This is a genomic window from Gulbenkiania mobilis, assembly GCA_004346645.1.
In the GTDB taxonomy this organism is placed as follows: domain Bacteria; phylum Pseudomonadota; class Gammaproteobacteria; order Burkholderiales; family Chromobacteriaceae; genus Gulbenkiania; species Gulbenkiania mobilis.
The window spans coordinates 1-13,917 of record SMDA01000010.1 but is presented as its reverse complement, the minus strand read 5'-3'; the positions used below and the strand labels follow the sequence as shown (position 1 = coordinate 13,917).

At 65.8% G+C, this 13,917-nt stretch carries 15 protein-coding genes and 1 pseudogene; 7 read left to right on the top strand and 9 right to left on the bottom strand.

Annotated elements, in window-relative coordinates:
* Nucleotide 1 precedes the first annotated feature (1 nt).
* From narJ to EV669_RS12780, 3 genes are all read left to right on the top strand, one after another.
* Nucleotides 2-649 (top strand): nitrate reductase molybdenum cofactor assembly chaperone, encoded by a 648-nt coding sequence (narJ, locus tag EV669_RS12790; protein WP_054286056.1) that lies wholly within the window; start codon nt 2-4, stop codon nt 647-649.
* 83 nt (nt 650-732) lie between these two features.
* Nucleotides 733-1,419 carry a respiratory nitrate reductase subunit gamma gene (narI, locus tag EV669_RS12785; RefSeq protein ID WP_132098885.1) on the top strand — a complete coding sequence of 229 codons (687 nt, stop codon included), beginning with the start codon at nt 733-735 and terminating at the stop codon, nt 1,417-1,419.
* 143 nt (nt 1,420-1,562) lie between these two features.
* Complete coding sequence (locus EV669_RS12780) at nt 1,563-3,548, top strand: methyl-accepting chemotaxis protein (protein ID WP_132098884.1); 1,986 nt, start codon at nt 1,563-1,565, stop codon at nt 3,546-3,548.
* Between the two features lie 4 nt (nt 3,549-3,552).
* Here EV669_RS12780 and EV669_RS12775 read toward each other — a convergent pair whose 3' ends face one another.
* The 4 genes from EV669_RS12775 to EV669_RS12760 are packed head-to-tail and all read right to left on the bottom strand — an operon-like array spanning nt 3,553 to nt 6,650.
* On the bottom strand, nt 3,553-4,422 hold the full coding sequence (locus EV669_RS12775) for an ATP-binding cassette domain-containing protein (RefSeq protein WP_132098883.1): 870 nt from the start codon (nt 4,420-4,422) through the stop codon (nt 3,553-3,555).
* Nucleotides 4,419-5,090: a molybdate ABC transporter permease subunit gene (modB, locus tag EV669_RS12770; protein ID WP_132098882.1), complete on the bottom strand. Its 672-nt coding sequence runs from the start codon at nt 5,088-5,090 to the stop codon at nt 4,419-4,421. Before modB ends, EV669_RS12775 begins: the two co-directional genes overlap by 4 nt.
* A 1-nt stretch (nt 5,091) precedes the next feature.
* Complete coding sequence (gene modA / locus EV669_RS12765) at nt 5,092-5,838, bottom strand: molybdate ABC transporter substrate-binding protein (RefSeq protein ID WP_132098881.1); 747 nt, start codon at nt 5,836-5,838, stop codon at nt 5,092-5,094.
* Entirely contained in the window at nt 5,835-6,650 is an 816-nt protein-coding gene (locus tag EV669_RS12760) for a TOBE domain-containing protein (RefSeq protein ID WP_132098880.1), read from the bottom strand. The genes modA and EV669_RS12760 overlap by 4 nt, the downstream gene beginning before the upstream one ends.
* 166 nt (nt 6,651-6,816) lie before the next feature.
* Here EV669_RS12760 and EV669_RS12755 point away from each other — a divergent pair, with 166 nt between their 5' ends.
* Complete coding sequence (locus tag EV669_RS12755; RefSeq protein WP_054286007.1) at nt 6,817-7,584, top strand: HesA/MoeB/ThiF family protein; 768 nt, start codon at nt 6,817-6,819, stop codon at nt 7,582-7,584.
* Nucleotides 7,585-7,591: 7 nt separating this feature from the next.
* Here the strand turns inward: EV669_RS12755 and EV669_RS12750 are convergent, their stop codons facing one another.
* Genes EV669_RS12750 through moaC form a run of 3 tightly spaced genes read right to left on the bottom strand, consistent with a single transcriptional unit; the run spans nt 7,592 to nt 10,676 of the window.
* Complete coding sequence (locus EV669_RS12750) at nt 7,592-8,248, bottom strand: response regulator (protein WP_054286008.1); 657 nt, start codon at nt 8,246-8,248, stop codon at nt 7,592-7,594.
* Entirely contained in the window at nt 8,245-10,179 is a 1,935-nt protein-coding gene (locus tag EV669_RS12745; RefSeq protein WP_132098879.1) for a type IV pili methyl-accepting chemotaxis transducer N-terminal domain-containing protein, read from the bottom strand. Before EV669_RS12745 ends, EV669_RS12750 begins: the two co-directional genes overlap by 4 nt.
* Nucleotides 10,176-10,676, bottom strand: coding sequence for a cyclic pyranopterin monophosphate synthase MoaC (gene moaC / locus EV669_RS12740; protein WP_082446395.1), 501 nt, complete (start codon nt 10,674-10,676; stop codon nt 10,176-10,178). The genes EV669_RS12745 and moaC overlap by 4 nt, the downstream gene beginning before the upstream one ends.
* A gap of 60 nt (nt 10,677-10,736) precedes the next feature.
* On the opposite strand from moaC, the pseudogene mobB reads away from it, so the two are divergent.
* From mobB to EV669_RS12725, 3 genes and pseudogenes are all read left to right on the top strand, one after another.
* Nucleotides 10,737-11,252, top strand: a pseudogene (gene mobB / locus EV669_RS12735) (molybdopterin-guanine dinucleotide biosynthesis protein B); the annotation flags it as partial.
* Nucleotides 11,249-11,497, top strand: coding sequence for a MoaD/ThiS family protein (locus EV669_RS12730; protein WP_132098878.1), 249 nt, complete (start codon nt 11,249-11,251; stop codon nt 11,495-11,497). The pseudogene mobB and the gene EV669_RS12730, both read left to right, overlap by 4 nt.
* Before the next feature lie 4 nt (nt 11,498-11,501).
* Nucleotides 11,502-11,963 (top strand): molybdenum cofactor biosynthesis protein MoaE, encoded by a 462-nt coding sequence (locus EV669_RS12725; protein ID WP_055433678.1) that lies wholly within the window; start codon nt 11,502-11,504, stop codon nt 11,961-11,963.
* A 65-nt stretch (nt 11,964-12,028) separates the two neighbouring features.
* On the opposite strand, the gene EV669_RS12720 is transcribed toward EV669_RS12725, so the two are convergent.
* Together EV669_RS12720 and moaA are read right to left on the bottom strand one after the other, a co-directional pair.
* On the bottom strand, nt 12,029-12,694 hold the full coding sequence (locus EV669_RS12720; RefSeq protein WP_055433679.1) for a carbonic anhydrase: 666 nt from the start codon (nt 12,692-12,694) through the stop codon (nt 12,029-12,031).
* Between the two features lies 1 nt (nt 12,695).
* On the bottom strand, nt 12,696-13,670 hold the full coding sequence (gene moaA, locus EV669_RS12715; protein ID WP_132098877.1) for a GTP 3',8-cyclase MoaA: 975 nt from the start codon (nt 13,668-13,670) through the stop codon (nt 12,696-12,698).
* Between the last annotated feature and the right edge of the window lie 247 nt (nt 13,671-13,917).

The window sequence follows — 13,917 nt, the reverse complement described above, 5'->3', positions numbered from 1 at the left end:
CATGGACCGCAGGATCTACCGGGCGCTCTCGGCGCTTCTGTGCTACCCCGAGGGGGAGCTCCTCGACAGTCTGGACGCGGTGCGCATGGTGCTGGAGGGTACCCCCACCGTGGCCGCAATGATGGAGCCGCTACTGGTCCACCTGTCGGGCGGAGACCTTATCCGCCTGCAGGAAGGTTACGTGCAGACTTTCGACCGCACGCCGGGCCACGCCCTGCATCTTTTCGAGCACATCCATGGTGAGGACCGCGCGCGCGGTCAGGCGATGGTGGACCTGATCGAGGAATACCGTGCCCACGGTTTCGAGCCCGTTACCAGCGAACTGCCGGATTACTTGCCGCTGTTCCTGGAGTTCCTCTCCACCTGCGAAGCGGCCGAGGCGGCCCGCCTGCTGGGCGATGCAGTACACGTGGTGGCCCATGTGGCGGGCCGGCTTCGCGAGAACGCCAGCCCCTACGCCTGTGCGCTGGAGGCGCTGGTATGGCTGTCGCCGGTGGCACCCGAGCCGCTGACAGTACCGCCTGTGCGCGACATGGACGAGGCGCTGGAAACCTTCGGCCCCGGCGTGGACGGGGTAGAACCCCTGCTCAAGCCCGGCCTGCCGGCGGTGGCGCCGATCAACTTCTACGCAAAGCGGCCTTCGGCCTGAAGCCCTACGGCAGGCTGCCCTGCCGGGCAGTCTGGCCTTGACGAACCCGGTACGGCTGCGGCCGTGCCGGGCAGGAGACGAAAATGAATACCTGGCATCAATTCCTGTTCGGCATCTATCCATACATTGCCCTGACGGTGTTCCTTTTGGGCAGTCTGGTGCGGTTCGAACGCGAACAGTACAGCTGGAAGAGCGACTCCAGCCAGCTGCTGGTCAAAAGCCAGCTGCGCCTGGGGAGCATGCTGTTCCATATTGGCATCCTGGGCCTCTTCTTCGGCCACTTGGTCGGCCTGCTCACGCCGGTGTCGGTGTGGGACACGGTGGGCGTCACTCACAGCCTTAAACAGATTGTTGCGATGACTGCCGGCGGCGTGATGGGCTTTGTCTGCCTCACCGGGCTGGTGATCCTGCTTTACCGTCGCCTGACCAGCGACCGGCTTTCGGCCAACACCACCTGGCGCGACAAGCTGGTACTCCTGTGGCTGCTGGTGACGGTGGTGCTCGGGCTGGCCACGATCTACGTCTCGTCGTCGCATATGGATGGCGAGGAAATGCTCAAGCTGATGCAGTGGGCGCAGCATGTGGTGACCTTCCGTGGCGGGGCCGCGGCGATCATTGCCGACGTCTCGTGGGTATTCAAGGCCCACCTGTTCATGGGCATGAGCCTGTTCGTGATCTTTCCCTTCACCCGGCTGGTGCATGTGTGGAGCGGCTTCGGGGCCGTGGGTTATCTCGGGCGTGCCTGGCAGCTGGTACGGCCGCGGGTTTGAAAATACCGCCACAGCTTTAAGTGTTTGTGTAAAAAACCGCACGTACAGTGCGGTTTTTTGCTTTAATGATTTGCTGCGCTTTCTTGTAGCCAGACCGGACACGCGCTAGAACATCTTAGAACGCCCCCCTGTGGAGCCTGCTCATGCTGTCCCGCCTCAATCTCGGTACCAAGCTCTTGCTGCTGGTATTGCCTTTCGCCCTGCTGACCTTCGTACTGGCCGGCTGGGAATCGGCCCGCCATCTGGGCCTCTTGCGCCAGATGGAGGCATCGCGCCAGCTGGTGTCGGCCTCGACCGCTGCCTCCGGCCTGGTGGACGCACTGCAGACGGAGCGGGGGCTGACCAACGGATTTCTCAGCGGCAGCAGCAGTCTGCCGGCGCCGTTGGCCGAAGCACGTGGCAAGACCGACGATGCCCTGAAGGTCTTCCGGACGCTGGAGGCGCAGACCTCGCACCCCGAGCTGGCGCAGCGCATGACGGCAGCGGCCGGCATGGTCGAGGGCTTGCAGCAGGCCCGGTCCTCGGTCGACCGGCGCACCGCTGCCGCGACCGAGGCCTTCGGCGCCTACACCCGGGCGGTGGAAGCCTTGGTCAACCTGGTGTCCGACGTGCAGACCGTCAGCGACGAGCCAGGGCTGATCCGAGCCGGCTCCGCCCTCACTCACCTGATGTGCGTGAAAGAGTATGCCGGCCGTGAGCGAGGTTTCGTTAATGGCGCCCTGGCCACCGGCAGCATCAGTCCGGCCGCTCTGCGCCAGGCGGTCACCCTGCAGGCGCAGCAAACTGCCTGTCTGGAGCAGTTCGTGTTGCAGGCTCCGGAGGTACTGCAGGTACGGGTACGGTCCGAACTTGACGCGCCGGAAATGGGCGCGGTGCTGCCACTGCGCAACGCCATCCTGGGCGCTGAGCCGGGGGCCACTCTCACCGTCACCCCGGCCGATTGGTTTCGGGTCAGTTCGGCTCGCATCGCCCGTCTGAAGGCCGCGCAGGATCTGTTGCTGGCCGACCTGGCCGATCAGGTGGCCACCGAGGTCCAGGCGGCCCGAACCCGTTTGATGGTCATTGCCGGTGGCACGCTGCTGCTGCTGGTTGGGCTCGGGCTGGCCGGCGTAGCGGTTTACCGCAGCATTCGCCGCCCGGTGGTGGCACTGGAGAATATGATGAGCCAGATGGCCGCCTCCCTCGACCTGGGGCCGCGCGCCCGGCTCGCGGGCACGGACGAAGTGGCGCGTATGGGAGCCGCCTTCGACCATCTGGTGGATGCCTTTGCCGATACGCTGCAGGTGGTCAAGCGCAACGCCCACCAGCTGATGGATGCGGTGGCCGACCTGCAGGGGGTGTCCGGACGCGCAGCCACCACTGCCGAGGCCCAGAGCACCTCGTCCACCGGCATTGCCGCAGCGATCGAACAGATGTCGGTGGGCATGAACGTGGTCAGCGACAACACTCGGGAGAGCCTGGACGTGGCGCAGCAGATGCAGCGCGGTGTCACCAGCGGGCGAACACGGATGCATGAGACCACTCGGGCGCTGGAGGAAACCTCGCACAGCGTGGCAGGCGCGGGCGACCTCATCGGCAGTCTGGCGCAGAAGTCGCAGAATATCCGTCAGATCATCACCGCCATCCGCGAGATCGCCGATCAGACCAACCTTCTGGCCCTCAATGCCGCGATCGAAGCCGCGCGCGCCGGCGAACTGGGCCGTGGGTTTGCTGTGGTGGCGGACGAGGTGCGCAAGCTGGCTGAGCGCACGGGCAAGGAAACAGTGGAGATCGCCCAGCTGATCGAAGCGATCACCGGAGAAACCCAGAACGCCGCCAGCCGCATGAGCACGGCGCGCACACAGATGGAATCGGGTATGACGCTGGTGACGGCCACCCTGGGCGAGCTGGATGCCCTGTACGAAGAAGCCCGTCAGACCGCAGAGAAGAGCCAGGCCACGGCCCTGGCGATGCAGGAACAGACCGCAGCCAGCAACGAGGTAGCCGTCAACATCAGCCGCATCGCCTCGCTGGCCGAGGACAACTCCGCCATCGTGCAGGAGGCGGCCCGTCTGGCCTCGGCGCTGAATGCCACCGCCCATTCGCTGGTGGACCAGGTGGACCGCTTCCACCACACCTCCGGCAGCTAGCAGGTCAGGGCAGGGGTTGGCCGAAAGGTTCGGCCGGGCGCAGCGCGCCGGCCTCCAGCGTGATCGGGCTACCCGGCGGGTAGGCCCGGGCGAGCCGGGAGGCCATCGGCAGACGGACGATGTCGCCACCGGCGAGCACCGTCAGCCAGGTGAGCCCCGCGCTTTCCTCGTGCGCGAGAACCTGCCCACTGATCAGGCAGCGTCCGTCGCCGCCCTGCTTGTCGAGAAAAACCTGGGCCGGCGTGCCGCAGGCTGTCTCGCGGCCGTGTTCCAGACGGATCACCCGGTCCGCCAGACGAAACACTTCCGGCAGATCGTGGCTGACCAGCAACGTGGTCAGGCCGTAGCGGCGGTGTAGTGCGGCCAGTTCGTCCTGCAGTTGATGACGCAGGGCTGGGTCCAGTGCAGAGAGGGGCTCATCCAGAAGCAGTAGCCGTGGCCGGCGCGCTAACGCCCGGGCCAGCGCCACGCGCTGCTTCTGTCCACCGGAGAGCTGTGCCGGCCGCCGGTCGGCCAGTGCCGTCAGCGCCGTGAGTTCGAGCAGGGCGTCCACCCGGGCACGTTCCCCGCCCGGGACGGCGTAGGCGATATTGCCGCGCACCGTCAGGTGCGGGAACAGCGCATAATCCTGAAACACCATGCCCACACTGCGCCGTTGCGGCGGTATCTGGCGGCGACCGTCGATCCAGCGCTCGCCGTCCACTTCCAAGTAACCATCGTCGGCCGTTTCCAACCCCGCCAGCAGGCGCAGCAGCGTGGTCTTGCCCGCTCCGGAGCCGCCAGTGAGCGCGGTGAAGCTGCCGGGCGCAAGGTTGGCCGAATGGTCTAGCACGAAATGCGGCGAGAGCCGCTTCGTCAGGTGCCAGTGGATCATGCGCCCCCCTCCGTGCGCCGGCGCAGCAGGTGCACCGCCAGCACCACCGCGAAGGAGAAGCTGCAGAGGATGGCGGCATAAAGATGCGCTGCGCCGTAGTTGAGCGCTTCTACTTCGTTATAAATAGCGATCGATGCGACCCGTGTCACGCCGGGAATGTTGCCCCCCAGCATCAATACCAGGCCGAACTCCCCCACGGTATGCGCAAAGGCCATCACCGTGCCGGCCACCAGGGCGGGACGCACGCACGGCAGCTCCACCTGCCAGAAGGCGGCCGGCCGGCTCTTGCCCAGCGTATAGGCGGCTTCGCGCAAGCTGTCCGGTAGGTTGGTCAGTGCGGCCTGCAGGGGCTGTACCATGAAGGGCAGGCTGAAAAGCACCGAGCCTGCCACCAGCCCGGGAAAGGAAAATACCAGGTCCACTCCCAGGCGCGCATGCAGCCAAGCCCCCAGCGAGCGTGCGGGGCTCAGTGCCATCAGCAGGTAGAAGCCCAGTACCGACGGCGGCAGCACCAGCGGCATGGCGATCAGGGTTTCGAACACTGGCTTGAACCGCGAGCGGCTATGGGCGATCCATCCGGCCAGGGGCACGCCTACGGCGAGCAGGATCAGCGTGGTGACCGTGGCGAGCCGTGCCGTCAGCCATAGAGGGGCGAGGTCCACGGTCATGTCAGGGCTTCAGGTAGCCGAAGCGGGCGAACACCGCCTGGGCTGCCGGGGTGAAGAGGTAGTCCACGAACTTGCGCGCCTGCGTGGGCGCGTGGGTGGCGCCGTAGCGGGTGATTATCACCGCCTGGGCAATCGGGCGGTAACTGCCGGCAGGCAGCTCCACCCAGCGGCCTTTGCCCTGCAAGGTAGGGCCAAGAACCAGCGATTTGGCAGTGAAGCCTGCCTCGGCCGCCCGGCTTTCGATGAACTGCGTGGTCTGGCCGATGCTTTCGCCATACACCAGACGCGGCTTCACCCGCTCCAGCAGACGGTAGTGCGTGAGGAGGTTCACTGCTTCTCGCCCGTAGGGTGCTGTGTCCGGATTGGCGATCGCCACCTTGCCCGTGCCCTCCCGCAGCAGCTTTGGCCAGTCGCTCAGGTCGGCGTCGCCGGCCGTCCATAGCACCAGCACGCCGCGGGCATAGACACGAGGGGCACCGGCTGCCTGACCGGAGGCGGCCAGCCTGTCCGGAAACTCCCGGTCGGCCGAAAGGAAGACGTCGAACGGCGCACCATTCTGGATCTGCGCGGCAAACTTGCCCGACGAGTTGTAGCTTGGCTCTACGGTCAGGCCGGTGCGTTGGGTGAAGTCGCGTGCCAAGGCTTCAAAGGCGTATTGCAGGTTGGCGGCCACGGCCACCGTCAGGTCGGCGGCCGCCGCCTGCTGCATGGCGAACAGAGCCGCCAGTGCGGTCAATCGGAAGTTCATGGCCGAGGGGGCTCCGTGTGCAGTCGGGGCAAAGCCCCGAGGATGATCTGGTTGGCCGAAAAGAGCGCGGTGGCGCACAGGCCCGGCACCAGTCCCAACGCCTCGGCGCTGCTGCGGTCCACCGTGGCCGCCACGCATTGCCCCGAAGGCAGGTCGATGACCACGTCGCAGTTGACCGCGCCGGCGGTGAGGCGGCTGATGGTACCGGTCAGGCGGTTGGGCACCGCCAAGTGGTCGGTGTCGCCAGTGGCCAGCAGCACCGATCCGGCCTTCACCAGCGCCACCACCTCGCTGCCCGGGCATAGCCCCAGCAGTTCGCAGCTTTCGCGGGTGATGAGCGCGGTCAGGCGGTCCCCTCCGGGCAGCTCCACCTCCACCATATCGTTCACCGCGCCGGGGCGCAGGGTATGCACGCGGCCGTACCACTGGTTGCGGGCAGAAGTCTTCATCGTCAGCCTCTGGAGCAGGGCAAGATCATCGGTGGTCCGGATCACGCCTTCCACCGCTAAGAGGAAGCGCGCCTGGGCCTGGGCGACTGCCTGCCAGGTGCGAAGCAGAGTGGCGCCGCGTTCTGTCAGCCGAGTGCCACCGCCTTCGCGGCCGCCGGCGCTGCGGGCCACCAATGGGGTGTCGCTCAGGTTGTTCATGGCTTCTACCGCCTGCCACGCCCCCTTGTAGCTCAGCCCGACAGCGCGCGCAGCCGCGCTGATGGAGCCGGTGCGCGCCACGGCTTCGAGCAGGGCCAGGCGCGCAGGGCTGAGGCCGGGACCGAAGGGCAGATCGGCTGCCAGCCTGGAGGAAATGTCGGCCATGGGTATCGCTATTACGTGAGGTACATAACGGTAGCCGGTTCCGGACGCGACGCCAACCCCTTCCTTGGAAGGGGAGGCGGACTACGCCGGAAGGCGTAGCCGGAACAGGGCATTGCCAGCGGTGCGGGGCGCATGGTTAGATCGGCCGCCAGAACGAGGAACAGCCATGAACGACGAAATCCTGCTGCGCTACAGCCGCCATCTGCTCCTGAAGGAAGTGGGCATCGAAGGCCAGACCAGGTTGGCCGAAGGCCGGGTGCTGGTGCTCGGCTGCGGCGGGCTGGGCGCCACGGTGGTGCCCTTCCTCGCAGCGGCCGGCGTGGGCCGACTGCTGTTGGCCGACCACGATGTGGTGGAGCTCTCCAATCTGCAGCGGCAGATCGCCTATCGCGAAACCGATCTTGGCCGTCCAAAGGTGGAGGCTGCCACTGATGCGGTGCGGGCGCTCAACCCGGCGGTGCAGGTCCAGGCCCTGCGGGAGCGTCTGGACGAGCCTACCCTGACGGCGCTGGCGCGCACCGTGGACGTGCTGGTGGACTGTAGTGACAATTATGCCACCCGGCGGGCGCTCAACCGGGCCGCGCTCGCCGCCCGGGTGCCGCTGGTGTCGGGCGCGGCGGTGCGCTTCGAAGGCCAGCTTTCGGTATACCTGCCGCACGATCCTGCGAGCCCGTGTTATGAATGCCTGTTTCCCGGCGAGGAGGCGGGCGACGGCCCCTGTGCCACCTTCGGGGTGTTCGCACCGCTGGTCGGGGTGGTGGGAGCGCACCAGGCTGCCGAAACGCTGAAACTGCTGATGGGCGTCGGTCGGCCACCGGTCGGGCGCCTGCTGAGCTACGACGCGCTGGAGGCGTGCTGGCGGGAAATGGGCTTTGAGCGTGATCCAGCGTGTCCGGCCTGCGGGCAGCCGGGCGCAGCCGCCCCTTCTGCCTGAAGAATCCTCAGTCTTGCGCGCGGTCCAGCCCGTGCTCTACCGCGTACACCGCGGCCTGCACCCGGCTGTGCAAGTTCAGCTTGCGCAGGATGTTTTGCACATGCACCTTGACCGTACTCTCCGCCAGATCCAGCTTGCGCGCGATTTCCTTGTTGCTGGCCCCGCGTGCCAGGAACCCCAGCGTCTCGCGTTCCCGGGGCGTTAGGCTGTCCAGCTCGGTTGGCTTGGCCTGCACCGGCTGGCGCAACCGTGCCACCAGCTTGGCGGTCATCTCCGGCGACAGCACGCTGTCTCCCTCCACCGCGCGGCGAATGCTCGACAGCAGGAAGTCGGTGTTGATCTTCTTGAGCAGATAGCCCCGCGCGCCCAGACGCATGCATTCGGTCAGGTCCTCGCCGTCTTCCGACACCGTCAGCATCAGCACTGCGGTGTCAGGGCAGGCATCAACGATCTGCGCCAGCGCTTCGCGTCCGTGCATCACCGGCATGTCCAGGTCCAGCAGCACCACGTCCGGGCGTAGCTGTTCGGCCAGCTTCACGCCTTCGAGGCCGTCTGCGGCCTCGGCCACTACTTCGAAATCGGCCTGGCGCTGCAGCAGGGCCTTCAGGCCGCTGCGAAACAGGGTATGGTCGTCGACCAGCAGGATTCGGACAGTTTCACTCATGCGGCGATTCGCTCCTCTTTGGGCAGTACGAGTTCCAATCGAGTGCCGTGTTCGGGCACCGAGGAAATATGGATAGTTGCGTGGATGCGGCTGGCGCGCTCGTGCATGATCGACAGGCCGACATGACGCGCCTGCTTGCCGGTGACGGTCTCGGGGTCGAAGCCGCAACCGTCGTCGTCGATCGTCATCATGAAGTCGCCGGCATTGCGGATTGCCACTTTCACGCGGTTGGCGCCGGCGTGCTTGCGCACGTTGGAGAGTGCCTCTTGCAGGATGAAGATCACCTGAAGCTGCTCCTGGGGATTGAGCGGCAGCCCGTCGCCTTCCATTTCCAGGCTGGTGCTGACCTGGGCCTGCTTCTCGAAGCGGCCCAGCACGCTGCGCACAGCGGCCGGGAATTCCTCGCGGCTGATGCGGGTGCGGAAGTTGAGCAGCAGTTCACGCACATCTTCATAGCATTCCTGGATGCCTTCGCGGATGAAAGCGAGGTTTTCGTCCGCACCGGGCTGATCGCCTTGCGCCAGCGCATCTTCCAGCATCTGCACCTGCAGGTTCAGGAAGGAGAGCGACTGGGCGATGCTGTCGTGCAGGCCCTGCGCCATCAGGTTGCGCTCTTCCGCGACGGCGAACTGGCGATCACGTGCGGCAAGACGTTGGTTCTCGATCGCCACACCCAGATGCTGGCCTAGGGCCTCGATGAGGAACTGGTCGGCTGCCGAGAGGGTGTGACTGCCGCGGAAGTAGAGCGTGAAGATACCGATGTCCTGATGGTTGTGCCGGATGTGGAACACCGAGATCGCCGCGAAGCCCAGCCGGCTGCAGGTCTTCTGCACGTCTTCCGGCTGGTGGTCGAAGCGGTGCAGCACCGCAAAGGGCTGGCTGACTGCGTCGCCACAGTAGCAGCCGGCGATCGGCATGCATTCCTCCTCGCGCACCAGCTCTGGTGGCAGGCCGCGATGGGCGATCTGGTCCAGGCGATTGCGCTCCATGTCGACCAGCCGCACACTGCCGGCATCGGCATTGAACAGCGCCATCAGCCGCTCGATGAAGCCCTCGCACATCGATGTCTGGCTGTGTGACTCGTGCAGAAAGGCCGTGATCTCGTACAGCGTGGACAGCTGACGGTTGCGGTTCTCCAGCGCCTGCGTCTTGTCGCGGACCTTCTGCTCCAGGGTGATGTACAGGTCCTGCAGGCGGTCGGCCATCTGGTTGAATCCTGCCGAGAGCAGGCCAAATTCATCGTCGGTTTCCACCGGTACCCGTACGTTCAGGTCACCGTCGCGCAGGCGGCTAATGGCGCCGCCCAGCGCGTTGAGCGGGCGGATGATGAGCAGGAACATCAGGTAGGTCATCGTCACCGTGCCGGCGATCGCCAGGGCGATCAGTACGGTCTGGAACAGCCGCAACAAGGTGGTGTTGCGGGCATTGTCACGCTCCACCAGTCCCACCAGTCGGTCAATTTCGCCGACGAATCCGTCCACCGCCTCGGCCGAGAGCCGCAGCCCGGCCGCGGGTGTGTCCACACTATGATCCACACGCGGACGGATATCATCCTGCCAGCGGCGGGCGATCAGTGCGGCCTGCTCGCGTACATCGGCATTGTCGGGAAGGAAGAGCGGGCGTGCCGGATCGCCACGCTGCAGCCGCTCTAGAGTGTCCTCGAAAATGCCGGCCTCATTGCGAACCGCCTGGGCGGGAGCGCCTTGGGCCAAGAGGTAGGCCAGATGATAAGATCGCATCCGCAGACTGCCGGCGTCATTGATGGCTGCCGCCCCGCCTTCCAGCTTCCACGACAGCACGAGGGTGTAACCGATGGCGATCATGGCCACGAACAGCGACAGGGCGGTCAGCCCCAGCAGCTTGGTCGACAACCGTTTCATGCGGGCGGGCACCGGGATCACAGTGGGCTCCTCCTTCCGGTGGATGGTCATGAAGCCGCCGGCAGGTCAGAATCTGCCTGCCAGTGACCGCTCTTGCCACCCCGCTTTTCCAAAAGGCGCACGCCACCGATCTGCATGCCACGGTCCACGGCTTTGAGCATGTCGTAGACGGTGAGCAGCCCGGCTGTCACGCCGCTGAGCGCCTCCATTTCCACCCCGGTGCGCCCTACGGTCTCGGCGGTGACGGTGATGTGCAGCCGGCATGCCTCGGGCTCGGGCGTGAAATCTACCGCCACGCGCGTCAGGGCCAGCGGATGGCACAGCGGGATCAGGTCGGCTGTGCGCTTTGTGCCCTGTATGGCGGCGATCCGGGCGATGCCGATCACATCGCCCTTTTTGGCCGTGCCGGCCGTCAGCTGCTGGAAGGTATCGGGCTGCATGGTGATGTGGCCGGTCGCCACCGCTACACGGCGGGTTTCGGTCTTGTCGCCGACATCGACCATATGGGCTTGGCCTGCGGCGTCGAAATGGGTGAGGGTCTGGCTCATGGGTGTGTTCGTGTGAGGGGCTAGCGGCACCATAGCCGCAATGTCTGCGTTGTACAATCCGCCAAAAGGAGAAGCGGGATGCGCGTTTTGGGGGTGGCCGGCTGGTCCGGCAGCGGCAAGACCACGCTGATCGAGCGGCTGCTGCCAAGGTTGGCCGAAGCGGGCCTGCGCGTTTCGGTGATCAAGCACAGCCATCATGATATCGCCCTGGATGCCCCGGGCAAGGACAGTCATCGCCATCGCATGGCGGGTGCTGCCGAAGTAATGGTGGTGTCCCCTTATCGCTGGGGAGTGTTTGCCGAGGTGGGGGAGGGGGCGCCTCCCGCGCTGGAGGTGCAACTGGCCCGGCTGGCGCCGGTGGACCTGGTGCTGCTGGAAGGCCAGAAGGGGCTGGATGTTCCCAAGATCGAAGTGTTCCGTCCATCGCTGGGCAAGCCCCCACGGCATCCGGATGACCCGTGGGTGATCGCCGTGGCAAGCGATGCCGCGCTGAAGTCCGCCGTTCCCTGTCTTTCACTTGACCAACCCGATGCCGTGGCCGCCTTCATCCTGGCCTGGCTGGAGAAAGAACAATGATCACCGTGCTGTATTTCGGCTATCTGCGCGAGGCGCTGGGCCGCAACCAGGAAACGCTGGAATGGATGGGGGACGACAGCGAGGCCCTGTTGGACCTGTTGCGTGCGCGCGGACCGGACTGGGCCGAGGCCTTGGCACCTGGCAAGGTTTTCCGCGTGGTGGTGGACCGGCAGGTTACCCGAGGCGTGGTGAAGATCCCCGACGGCGCCGAAGTGGGCATCCTGCCCCCAGTGACCGGAGGCTGAATCCATGTGGCTGAAAGTGGATGTCCAGGCTGCACCCTTTGATTTGGCCTGCGAGGAGTCTGCCCTGCTGGCGCAGGCCGGCGATGCCGGGGCCGTGGTGGCCTTTGTCGGGCGGGTGCGTGCCCATGACGCAGCAGTGCCACTCTCTGCCCTGTGGCTGGAGCACTTCCCGGGAGTGACCGAGGCCGAGATCGCGCGCATCGCCGCCCTTGCCGCAGACCGCTGGCCGGTCACTGCCTGCCGCGTCATCCATCGGGTGGGGGCGCTTGCGCCGGGTGAGGGGATCGTGCTGGTGCTGATGGCGTCGCCGCACCGGGCCGCGGCGTTTGAGGCGGCCGCCTACCTCATGGACTATCTCAAGACCGAGGCGCCCTTCTGGAAGCGGGAAGATCTGGCCGATGGCAGCCATCGCTGGGTGGAGGCACGGCAGACCGACGAGGCCGCACGCGCGCGCTGGGAAAGCTGACCTGCGGCGCCATAGAAAGTCCATCCGCCCGGCCTGTGCGCCGGGCGTCTTTGCTTCACGGAGGCTCAGGTGGGCAGAGAGACGGCAGACCGGACAGGGAGCGGGCACACCAGCGGCAGGAAGCGCCGTGCTTCGCCGTCGTATCCCCACAGTGCCCCTTCCTGCAGATCGAAGTACCAGCCATCCAGTGCCAAAGTCCGCGCCTCTACCCGCTCGCGCACCCAAGGGTAGGACAGCAGGTTCTCCAACGAAACCAGGATCCCGCCTTTTTCGCACAGGTTCAGCCGCACGCTTTCGGTTTCGTGCGCATGGTGCCGCTCGACAAACTGGCGTGCTGGGATAGCGATGTCCAGCCAGCGTGTCAGCGCGCTACCCGGTGCGGTGCAGCGCGTCAGCAGCGCACGGATGCCGCCGCAGCCTGAATGGCCCAGCACAATGATGCGCTCGATCCCCAGCGACAGGACGGCAAACTCCAGTGCCGCCGCCACACTGGCGTGTGCGTTGTCCGGATCGTGTGGAGGCACCAGGTTGGCCACGTTGCGCACTACGAAGAGTTCGCCGGGCTCGGCACCGGTCAGAAGAGCAGGGTGAACGCGGGAGTCGCAACAGCCGATCACCAGCGTGGCCGGCTTCTGCCCATGACGCAAGGCTTCGAAAATACTGTCACGACGTCCGAAGTAGCGGGCCTGGAAACGGCGGAATCCCTGCAGCAGGGGGTCGACGGAGCGCATGCTAGCCCCCGGTCATCGACATGAAGCGCATCACACGGGTGGGCGCTTCGTTGAAATGATGCCGTTCGGGCTTGTATTCGATGGCTTCCCGGATAGCGGCTTCGAGCTCGGCATCGCTTGCCCCTGCGCGCAGAAGCGGTCCGAGCGGATAGGCAGCCTCCTGACCCAGGCACAGATAAAGCGTGCCATCCACCGATAGTCGCACCCGGTTGCAGGTGGCACAGAAGTGCTGCGAGAGCGGGGTGATCAGCCCGAGGGTGAAGCCGCCATCCGGCGTTTGCCAATAGCGGGCCGGGCCGCCGCCCAGTGTTTCGGTAGCCTTTACCAGACCGAACCGCTTGGTAAGGTCCGCAAGCACCGTCTGCAGGTCCAGCCCGCGGCTGGCTTGGCCCGTGCTGCCCATCGGCATGGCCTCGATCAGGCGCAGGACGAAGCCCTGGGCAATACAGAACGCCACCATCGCCTCAATGTCACCATCGTTCACACCGGCAAGCGGCACCATGTTGATCTTGATGCGGGTGAAGCCCGCCATACGCGCGGCTTCCAGACCGGCGGTCACCTTATCCAGGCAGTCGCGCCCGGTGATAGTGGCCATGCAGTCCTGCCGCAGCGAGTCGAGGCTGACGTTCAGGCGCCCAAGCCCAGCCTGCCGCAAGGGTCCGGCCAGCCGGGTCAGTTGGGTGCCGTTGGTAGTCATCGAGAGATCGTCCAGGCCAGGCAGCGCCGACAGGGTGCGGACCAGTCCGGTGATATCGCGACGCAGCAGCGGCTCGCCCCCCGTAAGGCGGACACGCCGGGTGCCGAGCCGGGCGAAGGCGGCCACCACGCGAGTGATCTCCTCATGGGTGAGCCAGTGAGCGGGTTCTTCGAAATCCTTGAACCCTTTGGGCAGGCAGTAACTGCAGCGCAGGTCGCAGCGGTCGGTGACCGAAACGCGCAGATAATCGATTGAGCGGCCAAAGCGGTCGGCGAGCATGAGTGTTCCTTCCGGGACAGAAAAGGCCCAACGCCCGCGGTAAGCTGCGCCGGAGCGAAGCGGAGGGTACCAACAGGCGGAGCCTGTTGGCGTCAGCTTGACCAAACAGTTAGGCTGGGGAGCGGAGGCAGCTTGTTGCACTTGATATCCCCTATGTTTTTGCTGATAGCGGTTCATAACCTGCATCCAAAGGCGCAACCACTGTAATGAACCGATGTGGGCAAACGATGGTGCAAAGAACACCGTG

Bases quoted from the DNA above. Each gene is read 5' to 3' on its own strand.
- modB (WP_132098882.1), bottom strand. From the start codon at position 5,090: ATGACCGTGGACCTCGCCCCTCTATGGCTGACGGCACGGCTCGCCACG.
- moaC (WP_082446395.1), bottom strand. From the start codon at position 10,676: ATGAGCCAGACCCTCACCCATTTCGACGCCGCAGGCCAAGCCCATATG.
- EV669_RS12780 (WP_132098884.1), top strand. From the start codon at position 1,563: ATGCTGTCCCGCCTCAATCTCGGTACCAAGCTCTTGCTGCTGGTATTG.
- EV669_RS12755 (WP_054286007.1), top strand. From the start codon at position 6,817: ATGAACGACGAAATCCTGCTGCGCTACAGCCGCCATCTGCTCCTGAAG.
- EV669_RS12760 (WP_132098880.1), bottom strand. From the start codon at position 6,650: ATGGCCGACATTTCCTCCAGGCTGGCAGCCGATCTGCCCTTCGGTCCC.
- EV669_RS12720 (WP_055433679.1), bottom strand. From the start codon at position 12,694: ATGCGCTCCGTCGACCCCCTGCTGCAGGGATTCCGCCGTTTCCAGGCC.
- EV669_RS12750 (WP_054286008.1), bottom strand. From the start codon at position 8,248: ATGAGTGAAACTGTCCGAATCCTGCTGGTCGACGACCATACCCTGTTT.
- modA (WP_132098881.1), bottom strand. From the start codon at position 5,838: ATGAACTTCCGATTGACCGCACTGGCGGCTCTGTTCGCCATGCAGCAG.
- EV669_RS12775 (WP_132098883.1), bottom strand. From the start codon at position 4,422: ATGATCCACTGGCACCTGACGAAGCGGCTCTCGCCGCATTTCGTGCTA.
- narJ (WP_054286056.1), top strand. From the start codon at position 2: ATGGACCGCAGGATCTACCGGGCGCTCTCGGCGCTTCTGTGCTACCCC.
- EV669_RS12745 (WP_132098879.1), bottom strand. From the start codon at position 10,179: ATGACCATCCACCGGAAGGAGGAGCCCACTGTGATCCCGGTGCCCGCC.
- EV669_RS12725 (WP_055433678.1), top strand. From the start codon at position 11,502: ATGTGGCTGAAAGTGGATGTCCAGGCTGCACCCTTTGATTTGGCCTGC.
- narI (WP_132098885.1), top strand. From the start codon at position 733: ATGAATACCTGGCATCAATTCCTGTTCGGCATCTATCCATACATTGCC.
- moaA (WP_132098877.1), bottom strand. From the start codon at position 13,670: ATGCTCGCCGACCGCTTTGGCCGCTCAATCGATTATCTGCGCGTTTCG.
- EV669_RS12730 (WP_132098878.1), top strand. From the start codon at position 11,249: ATGATCACCGTGCTGTATTTCGGCTATCTGCGCGAGGCGCTGGGCCGC.